General features: G+C 44.3%; 9 protein-coding genes. 2 read left to right on the top strand and 7 right to left on the bottom strand.

What is annotated here, in order from left to right; genetic code table 11:
- Positions 1 to 95: 95 nt before the first annotated feature.
- The gene (locus tag E0Z06_RS03175) at positions 96 to 1,967 is read right to left on the bottom strand and encodes an MFS transporter (protein ID WP_132581829.1); all 1,872 of its coding nucleotides are present in this window, start codon (positions 1,965 to 1,967) and stop codon (positions 96 to 98) included.
- A gap of 165 nt (positions 1,968 to 2,132) precedes the next feature.
- Between E0Z06_RS03175 and E0Z06_RS03170 the strand changes: the two genes are divergently transcribed.
- Positions 2,133 to 3,452 (top strand): Na+/H+ antiporter NhaC family protein, encoded by a 1,320-nt coding sequence (locus tag E0Z06_RS03170; protein ID WP_132581827.1) that lies wholly within the window; start codon positions 2,133 to 2,135, stop codon positions 3,450 to 3,452.
- 82 nt (positions 3,453 to 3,534) lie between these two features.
- On the opposite strand, the gene E0Z06_RS03165 is transcribed toward E0Z06_RS03170, so the two are convergent.
- From E0Z06_RS03165 to dnaK, 3 genes are all read right to left on the bottom strand, one after another.
- On the bottom strand, positions 3,535 to 4,335 hold the full coding sequence (locus tag E0Z06_RS03165; RefSeq protein ID WP_132581825.1) for a M48 family metallopeptidase: 801 nt from the start codon (positions 4,333 to 4,335) through the stop codon (positions 3,535 to 3,537).
- Positions 4,336 to 4,438: 103 nt separating this feature from the next.
- The gene (gene dnaJ, locus E0Z06_RS03160; RefSeq protein WP_132581823.1) at positions 4,439 to 5,581 is read right to left on the bottom strand and encodes a molecular chaperone DnaJ; all 1,143 of its coding nucleotides are present in this window, start codon (positions 5,579 to 5,581) and stop codon (positions 4,439 to 4,441) included.
- 65 nt (positions 5,582 to 5,646) lie between these two features.
- The gene (gene dnaK, locus E0Z06_RS03155; RefSeq protein ID WP_132581821.1) at positions 5,647 to 7,554 is read right to left on the bottom strand and encodes a molecular chaperone DnaK; all 1,908 of its coding nucleotides are present in this window, start codon (positions 7,552 to 7,554) and stop codon (positions 5,647 to 5,649) included.
- A 226-nt stretch (positions 7,555 to 7,780) separates the two neighbouring features.
- On the opposite strand from dnaK, the gene luxS reads away from it, so the two are divergent.
- Entirely contained in the window at positions 7,781 to 8,290 is a 510-nt protein-coding gene (luxS, locus tag E0Z06_RS03150; protein WP_132581819.1) for an S-ribosylhomocysteine lyase, read from the top strand.
- Between the two features lie 19 nt (positions 8,291 to 8,309).
- Here the strand turns inward: luxS and E0Z06_RS03145 are convergent, their stop codons facing one another.
- From E0Z06_RS03145 to E0Z06_RS03135, 3 genes are all read right to left on the bottom strand, one after another.
- Positions 8,310 to 9,962, bottom strand: a complete 1,653-nt coding sequence (locus tag E0Z06_RS03145; RefSeq protein WP_132581817.1) for a diguanylate cyclase — start codon at positions 9,960 to 9,962, stop codon at positions 8,310 to 8,312.
- The gene (locus tag E0Z06_RS03140; RefSeq protein WP_132581815.1) at positions 9,946 to 12,348 is read right to left on the bottom strand and encodes a PAS domain-containing protein; all 2,403 of its coding nucleotides are present in this window, start codon (positions 12,346 to 12,348) and stop codon (positions 9,946 to 9,948) included. Before E0Z06_RS03140 ends, E0Z06_RS03145 begins: the two co-directional genes overlap by 17 nt.
- 111 nt (positions 12,349 to 12,459) lie before the next feature.
- Positions 12,460 to 15,195, bottom strand: coding sequence for an FAD-binding and (Fe-S)-binding domain-containing protein (locus E0Z06_RS03135; protein ID WP_132581813.1), 2,736 nt, complete (start codon positions 15,193 to 15,195; stop codon positions 12,460 to 12,462).
- Between the last annotated feature and the right edge of the window lie 94 nt (positions 15,196 to 15,289).

Genomic DNA, 15,289 nt, shown 5'->3' with positions numbered 1-15,289 from the left:
GCTATATCTAAAATAAACACGATAGACCGTTTAAAAGCTATACCACATACAAGATGATGGTACAGCCATAATGTCAATTAACCTGACAGTTACACTTAACGTCCCGCGCCTCTTAAGCGCTTGACCTGTTGTTCCAGCTCTGCTGCCGATGCTTGTTCTGCTGGAATTTCAGCGCTAGCTATCAAATTAACCTTTGACCAAAATCGACCTTTAAATTTAAATGCGCCATTACCATGATGACTAAAAAATGAGCCCCATAAGCCTTGTAGCGCCATAGGGATAACGGGTACTGGCGTTTCGGCGACAATACGCTCGATACCGGGACGAAAGCTGTCAATTTCTCCGGTTTTAGTTAAGCGTCCTTCCGGAAAAATACATACTAAGTTACCTTGCGCTAATTCGTGTTTAATCGCGGCAAATGCAGCTTCATACACCGCTTCATCTTTTTGCTTGGCACAAATTGGAATGGTTCTAGCGGCTTTAAATAACCAATTGGCAACAGGTAAATCATAAATTGCCTTTTCCATCACAAAGCTTACCGGACGGCGCACCGCACCGCCAATCAGCAATGCATCTACATAGCTTACGTGATTTGCCACCAGTATAGCGGCGCCGTCGTTTGGGATATGCTCAAGCCCGTGACTTTTCACGCGGTATATAGTATGGCCGAGCAAATAAATAACAAAGCGCACGGCAAACTCTGGTACTTGGCTATAAACATAAATAGCAATAACTGCATTCATTACGGCCAGTATTAAAAAGTATTCTGGTATCGCTAAATTAAACACGGTTAAAAAGACAATACCGGCAATTGCGCTGGCTACCATAAACAAGGCATTAAAAATATTATTAGCCGCGATCACTCGCGCTCGCTGCTGCGGTTCTGCGCGCTGCTGTAATAATGCATATAGCGGCACAATAAATAGACCACCCGATATACCAATAAAAATAAGATCGATCAGTACTTTCCAACCAAAACCGGTTGCTAAAAACTGTTGCAAATTTAATAGCTCTACGGATAATTGCGCTGGGCTACTAAAAAATAAACTAACACCAAACACCGTTAAGCCTACCGAGCCTATCGGCACTAAACCTAACTCTACTCTATCGCCAGATAGCCGCTCACAAAGCATAGACCCTATACCAACGCCCACTGAAAATGCCACTAGCAGCGCGGTCACAACGGTGTTATCACCACCGAGTATGGTTTTAGTAAAATTAGGAAACTGGGTTAGATAACTAGCGCCTAAAAACCAAAACCAGCTAATCGCCATAATAGCTAAGTACAGCGTTCTGTTGCTGTAACTAATGCTAATTGCCGCTTTAGTTTGCTGCCAAGGGGCAAAGCGAAAGTGCTCAGCACCAGCCATTTTATCTACCAAGGGTATTTTTCGACTAATCAGATAACCCAACACAGAAAATGCGATAACAATTAACGCGATCCATATTGGCGCACCAGCCAAGCCAACCAATACACCTCCGGTAATAGTGCCCAGTAATATAGCGATAAAAGTGCCCATTTCTACCCAAGCATTACCCGCTAATAATTCTTTCTCAGTCAGTAATTGCGGCAAAATAGCGTACTTAACGGGGCCAAAAAATGCAGATTGGCTACCCATTAAAAATAGTAGCGCAAGCAACAACATATATTGTTCAAAGTAAAATGCAGCACCGGCTAATAACATTAAACCGATTTCAAGCAACTTTAATGCACGAATTAACCTAGTTTTACACACCGCATCAGCTAAAGCGCCTGCGGTAGCTGAAAATAGTAAAAACGGCAAAATAAACAAGCCGGCCGCCAAATTCATGGTTAAATCAATGTCCCATGGCAGGGCATTTGCTGCGGCAAAGGTAAGCATTAGCATTAACGCATTTTTAAATACATTGTCGTTAAACGCGCCGCTAGCTTGAGTAAGAAAAAAGGGCAAAAAACGCTTAGAAACAATTAGCTTACCTGCTGACATCCGAGCTCCAATAAAAGCAATGTAATAAATAAGTTGCCAGCATAATCAACTCAGGTAATTTATACCAGTAGCTGATTATGCCTTCACAATTGACAGGCCATCTAGCCATCTATATATTGCACGCCATTGCAGCCAGAACCAGATGGTTTTTTATAAGGTAACACTATGAATCGAAATATTATTGCAACACTAGGGGCTAAACGCTCTTTGTTGCCACTGCTGCTTTTTATCATACTTTTTCTTGGTACTGGCTTATATTTGCAAAGCCAAGGTGTGGCGTATGCTTTTTATCAATTACCCGGCCACGTGGCCATTATTCCGGCATTAATATTGGCAGTCTGGTTACATAAGGCACCACTGCAGCAATCTATTGATGTGATGATTAAAGGCGCAGGTAATAGCAATATCATCACTATGTGTATTATTTATTTACTGGCTGGCGCGTTTGCTAGCGTTGCCGCAGCCACCGGTGGTGTTGATGCGGCCGTAAATGCAGGCTTGAGTTTGGTACCGGCACCGTGGTTATTACCAGGATTATTTGTTATAGCTGCGCTTATTTCTACTGCTATGGGTACATCGATGGGTACCATTGGTGCATTAGCGCCGGTTGCTACTGGCTTGTCTAACCAAGCCGATATGGCCCCAGCCTTAGTCGCTGGCGTATTGCTAAGTGGCGCTATGTTTGGTGACAACTTATCTATCATTTCTGACACCACCATTGCCGCCACCCGCACTCAGGGCGCAAAAATGTCAGACAAGTTTCGCGAAAATATTAAAATAGCACTGCCAGCGGCGTTACTTACGCTGCTGCTATATATCGCACTAGCCAGTGACGGTGTAGTAATAACAACAGAGAATATTAACTGGAGTGCAGTATTACCTTACGCGGCTATTTTGTTGCTTGCTGTACTTGGCTTAAACGTATTTGTCGTATTGCTGCTAGGGATAGTTCTGGCTGCGTTGCAGGGTGCGTTTTTGGGTGATTATATGTTGGCTAACTTGGGTAAAGATATTGCTAGTGGCTTTGCCAGCATGCAAGAAATATTCATTTTAGCGATGCTGGTCAGTGCGTTAAGTGAATTTATTAAACAACAGGGCGGGTTAAGCTGGATTGCTAGCAAAATTCAACACGCAGCAAACGGCTTAAAACTCTCTGGTAATAAAGCGCAGCAACTGGCGATCTCAGCATTAGTCTTTATTAGTAACCTGTGTATTGCCAATAACACGGTAGCTATCGTGTTAACCGGTGACGTTGCTAAAACACTCGCGCAGCAACACCAGATATCGCCACGTCGCAGCGCCAGCTTATTGGATATTTTTGCCTGTATTAGTCAAGGTTTGGTGCCTTATGGTGCACAGGCGCTATTGTTAGGGGCTAGTTTTGGTATTTCGCCGTGGCAAGTGGTGACACAAAGTTACTACTGTTTAATCCTACTTGTTGTCGCCATGTTTACCATACTATTGAGAAAAAGTACGGCGGCTTAACTAGTGCAGATAGAAAAATTGCATAGCAATATAATGCCCGCTGCGAGTATGTTGGGCATTATATTCGCTAATTAGCTCAGTATTATAATGAACATTTTGGTAAAGACGCAGCGGCTTTACGTTCGTTATAGGTTTTCATTGCTTCGGGTAATTTGTCGCGTAAATCTTTAATTCTGGTTTCTGGTGCAGGGTGAGTTGACATAAACTCTGGCGTACCGCCACTGCCTGCTGCAGCCATATTTTGCCATAAATTAACGGCTTGGCGTGGTTCAAAACCGGCTTTAGCCATTAAATCTAGGCCGATAATATCTGACTCCGATTCGTGGGCACGGCTAAAGGGTAACGTTACGCCAAGTTGTGCGCCTAAACCAAATGCGGTCATTAATTCTTGCTGATACTTTACGCCGTAAGCTTTCATACCGGCATCACCTAACGACAGTACCGTTTGCACCGCTTGGTTCGTTGATAAGCGTTCGTTACTATGACCTGCAATAACGTGACCTATTTCGTGGCCAATAACAGCAGCTAGCTGATCTTTGTTTTCTGCAACTTTCAGCAGCCCGGTGTAGACACCAATTTTACCACCGGGTAAGGCGAAGGCGTTCACTTGCTCCGAGTCAAACACCACGATTTCCCAGCTTTTTGCCCGTAAGTTTTCTGGCGTTACCGCCAACAAGGCATTAGCTACGCATTGCACATACTTATTAACTTTTACATCTTTCGCAATAGGTGTTTCGGCCTTCATAGTGTCAAAGGTTTGCGCGCCCATTTTGCTAAGCTCGGTGTCATTAAAGAGCATGATTTGCCGACGGCCAGTGGGTGACTGGGCACAAGCTGCGATGACTAAAACACAGGTTGCAGTAATAAATAACTTTTTAAACATAAAAACTTCCTTATTTGTGACAACAGCGTTAGTAAGCTGAACTGACGTTTATTGTATATATGAAATAGTAAAAAACCACCCGAAGGTGGTTCTTTAACAAAGATTAGCTGGTTAGATCATCAAAAAATTTCTTCACTCCATCAAAGAAACCTTTCGATTTAGGACGATGTTTTGCCTCACCATCACCCGCCATGCTGTCATCTAACTGTCGTAACAACTCTTTTTGTTTGTCACTTAGGTTTACCGGTGTTTCGATAACCACCTTACACACTAAATCACCAACGCCACCGCCGCGTACAGACTGCACACCTTTACCACGTAAACGGAACATTTTTTCTGTTTGCGTTTCGGCAGGAATTTTCAGTTTTAATCGGCCATCGAGTGTTGGTACTTCAATTTCACCACCCAATGCGGCAATAGTGAAACTTAGCGGCACATCACAATATAAATTATTACCTTCACGCACAAAGATTGGGTGCTCTTTAACATGCACTTGTACATACAAGTCACCCGCAGGCGCGCCATGCATACCAGCTTCGCCTTCGCCGGTTAAACGAATGCGATCACCGGTATCAACGCCAGCTGGAATTTTAACTGACAGCGTTTTAGTTTTTTCTATCCGACCATCACCATGACACTTAGTACAAGGTTCTGGGATAATTTTACCGCGGCCACTACAGGTTGGGCAGGTTTGCTGCACGGCAAAAAAGCCCTGACGCATAGTAACCTGGCCGGCACCATGACATGTTGGACAGCTTTTAGCAGCAGTGCCTTTTTTCGCACCTGAACCATCACAACTATCACAACCCACCATGGTAGGTACTTTAATGTCTACCGATTTGCCACGAACAGCTTCTTCTAGGCTTAGCTCTAGGTTGTAGCGTAAGTCAGACCCACGTTGAGCGCGGGACTGACCACGACGGCCACCACCACCAAAAATATCGCCGAACACATCACCGAAAATATCACCGAAATCGCCACCACCGGCGCCACCACCGAAACCTCCGGCACCACGGTTCGGATCGACACCGGCATGGCCATGACGGTCATAGGCTGCGCGCTTTTGCTCGTCCGATAATACTTCATAGGCTTCTTGGACTTCTTTAAACTTCTCTTCCAGAGCTTTATCACCCTGAGTACGATCGGGGTGAAGTTTCATGGCGAGGCGTTTATAAGCCTTTTTGATGTCTTTATCGTCGGCGCCTTTAGCGACACCTAATACTTCATAATAGTCACGCTTGGACATACTTCTCGCTCAGTGCTTCTTAATTTAAAAGGCTGCAGTATACTGCAGCCTAGTTTAGATCTAACTTACTTTTTGTCGTCTTTAACTTCTTCAAACTCAGCATCAACTACGTCATCGTCGCCGGCCTGTTGGCCTGCTTCGTCACCGCCTTGTTGTGCACCTGCTTGAGACGCTTCCATCAATTTTTGTGCAGCCTGCATCAGCGCCTGAGATTTCTCATCAATTGCTGCCTTATCGCTACCTTGTAATACGGCCTCTAACTCTTTAATGGCCGATTCAATTGCAGCTTTATCATTTGCGGCTAGCTTGTCACCCACTTCGTCCAACTGTTTACGCGTAGCATGCACCATGGCATCAGCTTGGTTACGGGTTTGCACCAACTCTTCAAACTTCTTATCTTCTTCAGCGTTAACTTCGGCGTCACGTACCATGGCTTGAATTTCTTCATCGCTCAAACCAGAGTTGGCTTTGATGGTAATTTTTTGCTCTTTACCAGTTTCTTTATCTTTAGCTGATACGTGCAAAATACCATCCGCGTCTAAGTCAAAGGTGACTTCAATTTGCGGTTCGCCACGACGACCACCACGAATACCTTCCAAATTAAACTGACCTAACGATTTGTTATCCGTCGCACGCTTACGCTCACCCTGCAGCACGTGAATCGTTACGGCAGACTGATTATCTTCCGCGGTTGAGAATACCTGCGATTTCTTGGTAGGAATCGTGGTGTTTTTCTCAATTAGCGCAGTCATTACGCTACCCATGGTTTCAATGCCTAAAGACAATGGTGTAACGTCTAATAACAAGACGTCTTTAACATCACCCGATAACACCGCACCTTGGATCGCAGCACCAACGGCTACCGCTTCATCGGCGTTAACGTCTTTACGTGGCTCTTTGCCAAAGAAAGCAGTTACTGCTTCCTGTACTTTTGGCATACGTGTTTGGCCACCGACCAAAATAATGTCGTTAATTTCGCCAACACTTAAGCCGGCGTCTTTTAACGCTTGTTTTAGCGGTTCCATAGTGCGTTGTACTAAATCTTCAACCAATGACTCTAACTTAGCGCGCGTTACCTTGATATTCAGGTGTTTAGGGCCTGAGGCATCGGCCGTAATATACGGCAGGTTAACTTCGGTTTGCGAAGCTGAAGACAATTCAATTTTTGCCTTTTCCGCAGACTCTTTTAAACGCTGCATTGCTAGTGGATCATTGCGCAGGTCTATGCCCTGCTCTTTTTTGAATTCTTCTACTAAGTAGTTGATTAAACGGTTATCGAAGTCTTCACCACCTAAGTGCGTATCACCGTTGGTTGCTAATACTTCAAACGTTTGTTCACCATCTACGTCATCAATTTCAATGATAGAAATATCGAAAGTACCACCACCCAAGTCATACACTGCAATCTTGGTGTCGCCTTTCTTTTTGTCCATACCATAAGCCAGTGCTGCAGCTGTTGGTTCGTTAATAATACGTTTTACGTCTAAGCCTGCAATGCGGCCAGCGTCTTTAGTTGCTTGGCGCTGTGCATCATTAAAATAGGCCGGAACAGTAATTACTGCTGCCGTTACCGCTTCACCTAAAAAGTCTTCAGCGGTTTTTTTCATTTTCTTCAAAATTTCAGCTGAAATTTGTGGTGCAGCTAATTTTTTACCTTTAACTTCAACCCACGCATCACCATTATCAGCCTTAACAATTGCGTAAGGCATAATTTTAATGTCGCGCTGAACTTCTTCGTCTTCAAAACGACGACCAATTAAACGCTTAATTGCGAATAAGGTATTTTTAGGGTTAGTAACTGCCTGACGTTTTGCTGGCTGGCCAACTAATACTTCGCCATCTTCAGCATACGCAATAATAGATGGCGTAGTGCGAGTACCTTCCGCGTTTTCTAATACGCGAGGTTTATCGCCGTCTAATACCGCCACACATGAGTTAGTTGTACCTAAGTCAATACCAATGATTCTGCCCATAACTGCTCTCCATTTATAATCTGAACAATTAAAAATTGTGTTGAAGACTTAATGGGGATTAGCCCTAATCCATTCAAGGTTATTATTATAAAATTTTTTCATTTAAGACCTAATTCTATGGTCTTAGCTTGCGTTTAACGCGTTAAATTACAAAAGCAGTTAACTTATGCCGCTTGAACTGCCTATAATAGCGGCCATTAACGTAAGCGTATTAAGGATTGTTACCATGCCATTATTAGACAGCTTTACCGTAGACCATACCATTATGAAAGCGCCGGCTGTGCGAGTGGCGAAGAAAATGAATACGCCTAAAGGTGATGCTATTACCGTATTCGATTTACGCTTTTGTGTACCAAATGAAGAAATACTGTCTGAGAAAGGTATTCATACACTAGAGCACTTATTTGCTGGCTTTATGCGTGACCATTTAAACGGTAATGATGTTGAAATTATTGATATTTCGCCGATGGGCTGTCGTACCGGTTTTTATATGAGCTTAATTGGCACACCAGACGAGCAACGTGTAGCCAAAGCATGGCAAGCGGCGATGGATGACGTATTGCACGTTGCCAACCAGAACGATATTCCCGAGTTAAACATTTACCAGTGCGGCACGGCGCAAATGCACTCATTAGATGAAGCCAAACAAATTGCGAAAAACATCTTAGACCGCGGTGTTGGTGTTAATCAAAACGACGAGTTAGCTTTACCAGCAGAAATTTTAAATAAGCTTTAATTGCTATCGTGGCGCCGCCTTAGTTACTTGCTGGCGGCTGCCAGTGCAACACTCGGTTGCGGCCACTTTCTTTAGCCTGATACATCGCCTTATCTGCAGCCGCGATCATTTGCGCGGCGTTAGCAAAATTATCATCACCACTTGACACTACACCGGCAGAAAATGTGCAATTAAATTGCTGATCTTTGGCATTAAAATAGAGCCCACTAAATGCTGCTAAAATTTGCTCAGTTAGCAATTTTGCTTGTTCGGTATTGCAATCTGGTAACACTAATAGAAACTCTTCACCGCCGTAACGCCCTGCACGATCAGTTTTACGAATACGTTTGCGTAATAGCGTCGCCAAAGACGCAATAACTAAATCGCCGGTAGCATGGCCATAGGTATCATTTACGGTTTTAAAACGGTCAATATCTAGCATGACAATACCCAACGGCTTACCGGTACGCTCAACCCGCAAAAACTCCATTTCTGCTGCATCTTTAATTGCCGCGTGCCTTACCAGCGAGGTTAAGCCATCTTTTTCAATCAGGTTTTTTAGCTGTAAACTGCGGGCTAAACGCACCTTAATAGCTTGCGCTAATTGAATATCGTCAATTGGCTTGGTAATAAAGTCATCTGCGCCGTGCGACATAGCACGAATTTGCAGTGCCTTATTCATTTCTGACGATAGAAACACAATCGGCAAACGCTTTAAACTACGATACTGCCGCAACAAACCAGCAATTTCTGCGCCGGAGTAATCTGGCATGTACATATCCATCAAGATTAGGTCAGGCTGAAAACTCATAATCTCTTCAATAATGTGCTCAACATTGGCATTTATTCGCGTTTCTATACCTATTTCGGCCAATACTAAAGCGTGATGTTCGGCCAGCAATTTATCGTCATCAACAATAAACACTCGGCCAGCATTAGTAATGCTGTAATCGAGTAACTCACTAATTTGCGTAATTATTTCAGGTACATCTAAAGGCAAGCAAAAGAAGGCTTCTGCTCGTAATTGTGCAGCTTGAATACGTGTGGCAAAACTATCAGTCTTAGCGAGCACCATTAAACGAACTTGTTGCTTTACCAGCATATTTAACAGTAACTTTTGCTCGAACAATGACTCGCCATTGGCTAAGGTGACCGCAGAAAACAAAATAAGTGGCGTATCCTTAGTTAAACGTTTAACACAGCTGGTAAAATTGGTAAAAAACTCAACTTGCATACCAAACCCGTGTAACTGCTCGGTAATTTCATCAGTTAGTGCAACGTTATCTAATAACAACCAAATACTATTTTTAGTGACCAACAGCTGTTCTGACGACGCGGTGTTCTGCAATATTGCAGCCGTAACTTGTGCCGCTTCAATATCAAATTCTTGCACTAAATGAATCAGCTCGGGTATTGCTTGCTCCTGCTCTTGCTCAGCCTTTGCTTTTATTGCTTGGGCAAGCTGTTCAATTTGCCTTGCCATGGCACCAAGCAAAGCATAGCCAAAGGTGCCACAGGCACCTGATAATTTATGCGACTCAGCAATAATCTCACGCAACATTGCGTCACTAGATTTTTGCTGCACGGTCGCCAACATTGCTGCAGCTCGTTGCGGTAAACCCTCGGCAAAGCGTTGCCTTACACTATTAAAAGCCTGCGAGATATCCGCTTTATTGCTATTTGATGTTTTCATTATTTACACGACTTAGCACGTTGCTAGTATTGTTTTGCTTATTCAATGGCAAAATAATATAAAAGGTTGAGCCTTCACCAAAAACCGAATCAAAACCTATTTGCCCACCCATTTTTTCGACTAATTCTTTGCAAATGGCCAAACCCAAACCGGTACCACCTGTTTGGCGGTTATTAGAGCTATCTGCTTGCGCAAAGCGCTCAAACACCCGAGTATGAAACTCTGGCGCAATACCAACCCCGGTGTCTGTAATGTCAATGCGCACAGAGTCTGTTGTCGGCGTGGCGTTTAATGTTACCACTGCATCTTTAGCCGAAAACTTTATAGCATTAGATACCAGGTTAGTCAGTATTTGCTGCAAGCGTGAGGTATCAACCGTAATTTGTATTGCCGACGCGATAGGCTCTAAACGCAACTGCACAGTAAACTGATGAGCATAAGGCTGTAAATTCATTACCGTATGTTCTAGCTCAGCAAAAAGACTGACGGTTTGCAGCTCAAAGTTCATTTTACCCGCTGCAAGTTTTTCTATATCCAGTAGATCGTTAATAAGCTGAGATAAGCGATCACTATTGCTGTAGGCGACATTAATTAAGCGGCTAATAGTTTCTGGCAACTGGCCAAGGGTGCCTGAATTCAACAGGCTTAGCGCCCCTTTAATCGAAGTAAGAGGTGTTCTTAGCTCATGGCTTACCGTAGAAATAAACTCATTCTTCAGCTGCTGTAGCTGCATGCGCTCAGTTACGTCTTGCACTGAGCCAATTAGAAACTGCTCTTCGTTATCCGCATTCGTCAGCACCCGTGCTAATTCATGCACCCAACGAATACTGCCATCAGAACGAATAATACGATGCACTACATCTTGCGTACCCGTTTCTAAGGCTGCGTTGTCACTTTCGGCTACAAGCTGACGATCATCCGGGTGCACTACACTTCTTAATAATGCCACGCTAGGTACGGTATTGGCCTGCTCAAAACCTAAAATATGGTAAATAATCGGCGACCACCACACTTCATCGTGAGTTAAGGACTCCTGCCAAAAGCCAATTAGCGCGTTTTCACTCGCGGTATCTAAGCGCTGCTGCGCCAAGTGTAGCTGCTGATTCACTTGCTCTAACTGTAAATAGTGCTGTTTTGTTTCTGTGATATCCTGAATATAGCCGTGCCAGAGTGTACTGCCATCAAGCATTCGCTCTGGGTTTGCCTTACCTAGTATCCAAGCTATTGCTCCATCGTCGCGACGTAGCCGATATTCACACTGCCAAACCGTTAACTGCTGGCGCGACCGTTCTATACTGTGGGCTAATGCAGGCAAATCTTCGCTACAAATTTTACTAAAGACAACACTGGCATCATCTTTAACTTGCGCTGGTGTAAGGCCATAAATAGACCTAATAGCCGCGCTAGCGTAAGGAAACGCGACCCGACCATCTGGCCACTGTTGGTACTGATACACCGCGCCCGGCAACTGTGAAGTTAACGTAATAAGTTGATGTTTTAGCTTTTTCTCTTCACTGATATCCAGAATAAAACCATCTAGATAGCGCACGTTGTTATTGCTGTCATAGCCAGCTTTACCGCGCTCTTCTACCCATATCACACGGCCATCTTTGTGTATCACTCGATACTGAAGTATCCAACCGTGCCGGTGCAACACCGCGTCGGCTACTACCGTTTCTACACGTGCCGTGTCATCGGGGTGTATGACACTGCTATAGCTGCGCACCGAGTTAGCAATAAAGTCACTGGCTGGATAACCCGATAACGGGTCAATGCTGCTACTCATGTAGCGCATAGTCCAATGTTCATCGGCGTCACAGCGATAAGTAATTCCGGGTATGTTAGCCACTAAACTTTCAAATTGATCGCGACTGGCGTTTAGCGCTACTTCGGCATATTCTTGTTGGCGGTCGATAATTTCTTGCTCTACCGCATCCGCAAACTTACGTAAAATTTGGCGCTCTTTGGCATTTAGCTGACGTGGCTTAGCATCGATAATACATAGTGTGCCAATACGCTCACCTTGCACAGTAAGTGGTGCACCGGCATAAAAACGGATAAAGGGCGCATCGGTTACTAGCGGATTGTCGGTAAAGCGCGGATCAAGACTGGCATCAGTAACTTCAAAAATATCGTCTGCAAGCACCGCATGGCCGCAAAAAGAAATATCGCGATGCGTTTCACAAACGGCTACGCCCTGCTTTGATTTAAACCATTGCCGTGCTGTATCTATTAACGACACTAAAACAATGTCGCTGCCTAAACACAGCTGAACCAGTTGGGTTAAGCGATCAAAACGTAACTCACTTGGTGTATCAAGCAAACCTGTCGCATAAAGTGCCTCAAGGCGATCACTTTCATTTATGGGTGTTAGCGGCGGTTGCATGCGACTCCTAAGTTGCACTAAATAGTTGCGATAAATAATTGCAATCAACAATACTGGGACAAGTAACCCAATATAGCTTTAACCTTAGCTAAAATATTGCAGTAAATATACTTAACTACTGCATCTATCAAGCAAATACACAATATGCTGATACTCGACACCGCTATGGTGTGATAAACCAATTTCGCAGGTACGGCTAGTTGATACGCCTTGCGCGCATTGTTGGACTTGCGCTTTTAAGCCAGATAATGCCGATGCGTTAAGCTTAGGTAAGTTAAAACCTTTATCGCCCGCAAAGCCACAACAACTAATACCCTCTGGCACGACAATATTATTACTACAGGCACTAAGTAACGCTTGCAGCGCATCCTGCTGTCCCAACTGGCTTGCACTACAGCTAACATGCAGTGCAACCGCGTCGTTAAGCGGTGTAACATTAAGCTTAGGTAACACCTTGCTTAATAAAAAATCAACACTATCAATAATTTGTAACCGACCATCTAACTTACCTTTAAGCGTTAAACTGCATGGGCTGGTATCCGAAAACACCAGTAACTCACCGTTATTGGTTGCTTGCAACAGCCACTGCTCTAGTTGCAGCTGTTTTTGGCTAGCTGCAGCAAACTGACCTTTCGACTGAAACGGCATACCACAGCACTGACTATTAATGCCCTCAGGTACAATAAGCTGATAACCGGCTTTAGCTAATAAATCGGTACTAACCTGCAATAAGCTGCGGCTATCTTTGCTGTTTGCTTGTGGCGCCATTACCCGGCCAGAGCAACCCGCAAGGTAAATAACGGGCTGTAAGCCATTATCGCGAGTGCGTAATTTAGCATAATTAGCCTGCGGCATAGCCGAGTGCCAAAATGGCAGTAGTGGGCTAAATAGCTTACCTAGCGTTAGCCCCAACTTAGCTAACCTAGATACAGTAGCAAAATGCCGAGCTAAAAAAGTGGCCGTACCCTGCCAGCGCCGATTATTGGCGGCGCGCAGTTGTCGGGTTAAGTCGCCGGTATTAATACCCACAGGGCATGCAGTACTGCACATACCGCAGCCAGCACAAGTATCGTTGCCTTGATATTGGTAGGCCTGCTGCAAAGCAGCTAAACGTTTAGGGTCATCACCACTGCGATTTAAACGTGATATTTCACGCTGCGTTACGATGCGCTGGCGCGGCGTTAAGCTAAGTTTTTTCGATGGACACACTGGTTCACAAAAACCACACTCTATGCACTTATCAACTAAAAAATGCGTCGGGGGGAGCGGCTTCAAGTTTTGCAAATGCAACCTAGGATTATGACTTAACACCACTTCAGGGTTTAAAATATGTTTCGGGTCTAGTAAATGCTTTATCTGCCACATTAGCTGATAAGCGTCACTACCCCACTCTAGTTCAACAAAGGGCGCCATATTACGACCCGTGCCATGCTCAGCTTTTAACGAGCCGCCAAACTCAGTAGCTACCAAACTGGTTACTTCCTGCATAAAGGCTTCATACCGCGCAACCTGCGTACCGTCGTCAAACCCCTGAGTAAAAACAAAATGCAAATTACCTTCTAAAGCATGACCAAAAATAATCGCTTCAGTGTAATAATATTTATCAAATAATTGCTGCAGCCTAGACACGCCTTCGGCCAGTTTTTCTAGTGGAAAGGTCACATCTTCAATAATTACCGTAGTGCCCGTTTTGCGCACCGCACCAACCGCAGGAAAGGTACCTTTACGAATAGCCCACAACTGGTTATATACTGCCGGATCTGTACTAAAGCTTACTTGCTGCTCTAGTGTAAACTGTTGAATTACTATATTTAATTGAGCTAACTGTTGTTGCAATAAGCTAGCACTAGCTGCGGTGGTTTCAATTAGCAAAGCGCACGCATTCGCAGATAAGGTTTTCACCCAGCTTGGCATACCCTCTTTGTGTTCAACTGAGCGTAGGCTGCGCCTATCTAGCAATTCAACCGCTGACACCTTAGCCGTTTTTAAGATCCTAACCGCCTGACAACAACTTTCTACTGACTCAAATACCAGTAAAGCGCTGGCTTTATGCGGATAATCCGGCACGGTGTTATAGGTAACGGCACTAATAAAACCAAGGCAACCCTCAGAACCCACCATTAAATGCATTAAAATATCTATCGGGTCGTTAAACTCTGTTAGCGCATTTAATGAAAAGCCCGTGGTGTTTTTTAATCGATATTTATGTTGAATTTTTTCACGCAGTACTGTGTTAGCGCGAGTTTGTGCGCCTAGCAATGCCAAATCATTTAATAGCTGGGCATGGCTTTGCTTAAATGCAGTCACGCTGAGCGCATCTTCGGTATCCAAAACCGTGCCGTCAAACAGCACTATGCGCATTGCCGCGATAGTATTAAAACTATTTTGCGCCGTGCCGCAGCACATACCGCTGGCATTATTAGCAACAATACCGCCAACTTTACAGCTGTTGATTGATGCGGGATCTGGGCCAATTTTGCGCTGAAATTTGCTAAGCGCACTATTGGCCTGCGCACCTATAACTCCGGGTTGTAAACGAATTTGCTCACCTAAACCGCGCACTTCGCGCTGTTGCCAGTTTTCACCTAGCACCAACAACACCGAATCGGTTACCGCTTGGCCGGATAAGCTGGTGCCTGCGGCACGAAAAGTAATAGCAACCTGATATTGATTAGCAAGCTTTAACAGCGCGACAACTTCAGACTCGCTTTCAATGCGTAGCACTAATTTAGGTATTAAACGATAAAAACTGGCATCAGTACCAAAGGCTAGTGTCGCGATCGGATCGTCAAAGTAGCGTTCTGCTGGAATAAGTTGTTTTACAGCCCGAATAAACTGCGGTGGCATACAAACCTCTGGAATTTGTTGTATATATTGTCGCTTAAGCACGCTATCAGCCACTTTTTACACGGTATAGTAATACGTTAGTTTTAACATAAAA

Source organism: Rheinheimera sp. D18 (assembly GCF_004345025.1).
In the GTDB taxonomy this organism is placed as follows: domain Bacteria; phylum Pseudomonadota; class Gammaproteobacteria; order Enterobacterales; family Alteromonadaceae; genus Alishewanella; species Alishewanella metallidurans.
Note: the sequence above shows the minus strand (reverse complement) of the source record. Positions and strands in the feature narration are given on the sequence as shown.

What these genes read in the sequence shown, in the direction of transcription:
- E0Z06_RS03175 (WP_132581829.1), bottom strand. Translation starts at nt 1,967, where the DNA reads ATGTCAGCAGGTAAGCTAATTGTTTCTAAGCGTTTTTTGCCCTTTTTT.
- E0Z06_RS03170 (WP_132581827.1), top strand. Translation starts at nt 2,133, where the DNA reads ATGAATCGAAATATTATTGCAACACTAGGGGCTAAACGCTCTTTGTTG.
- E0Z06_RS03165 (WP_132581825.1), bottom strand. Translation starts at nt 4,335, where the DNA reads ATGTTTAAAAAGTTATTTATTACTGCAACCTGTGTTTTAGTCATCGCA.
- dnaJ (WP_132581823.1), bottom strand. Translation starts at nt 5,581, where the DNA reads ATGTCCAAGCGTGACTATTATGAAGTATTAGGTGTCGCTAAAGGCGCC.
- dnaK (WP_132581821.1), bottom strand. Translation starts at nt 7,554, where the DNA reads ATGGGCAGAATCATTGGTATTGACTTAGGTACAACTAACTCATGTGTG.
- luxS (WP_132581819.1), top strand. Translation starts at nt 7,781, where the DNA reads ATGCCATTATTAGACAGCTTTACCGTAGACCATACCATTATGAAAGCG.
- E0Z06_RS03145 (WP_132581817.1), bottom strand. Translation starts at nt 9,962, where the DNA reads ATGAAAACATCAAATAGCAATAAAGCGGATATCTCGCAGGCTTTTAAT.
- E0Z06_RS03140 (WP_132581815.1), bottom strand. Translation starts at nt 12,348, where the DNA reads ATGCAACCGCCGCTAACACCCATAAATGAAAGTGATCGCCTTGAGGCA.
- E0Z06_RS03135 (WP_132581813.1), bottom strand. Translation starts at nt 15,195, where the DNA reads ATGCCACCGCAGTTTATTCGGGCTGTAAAACAACTTATTCCAGCAGAA.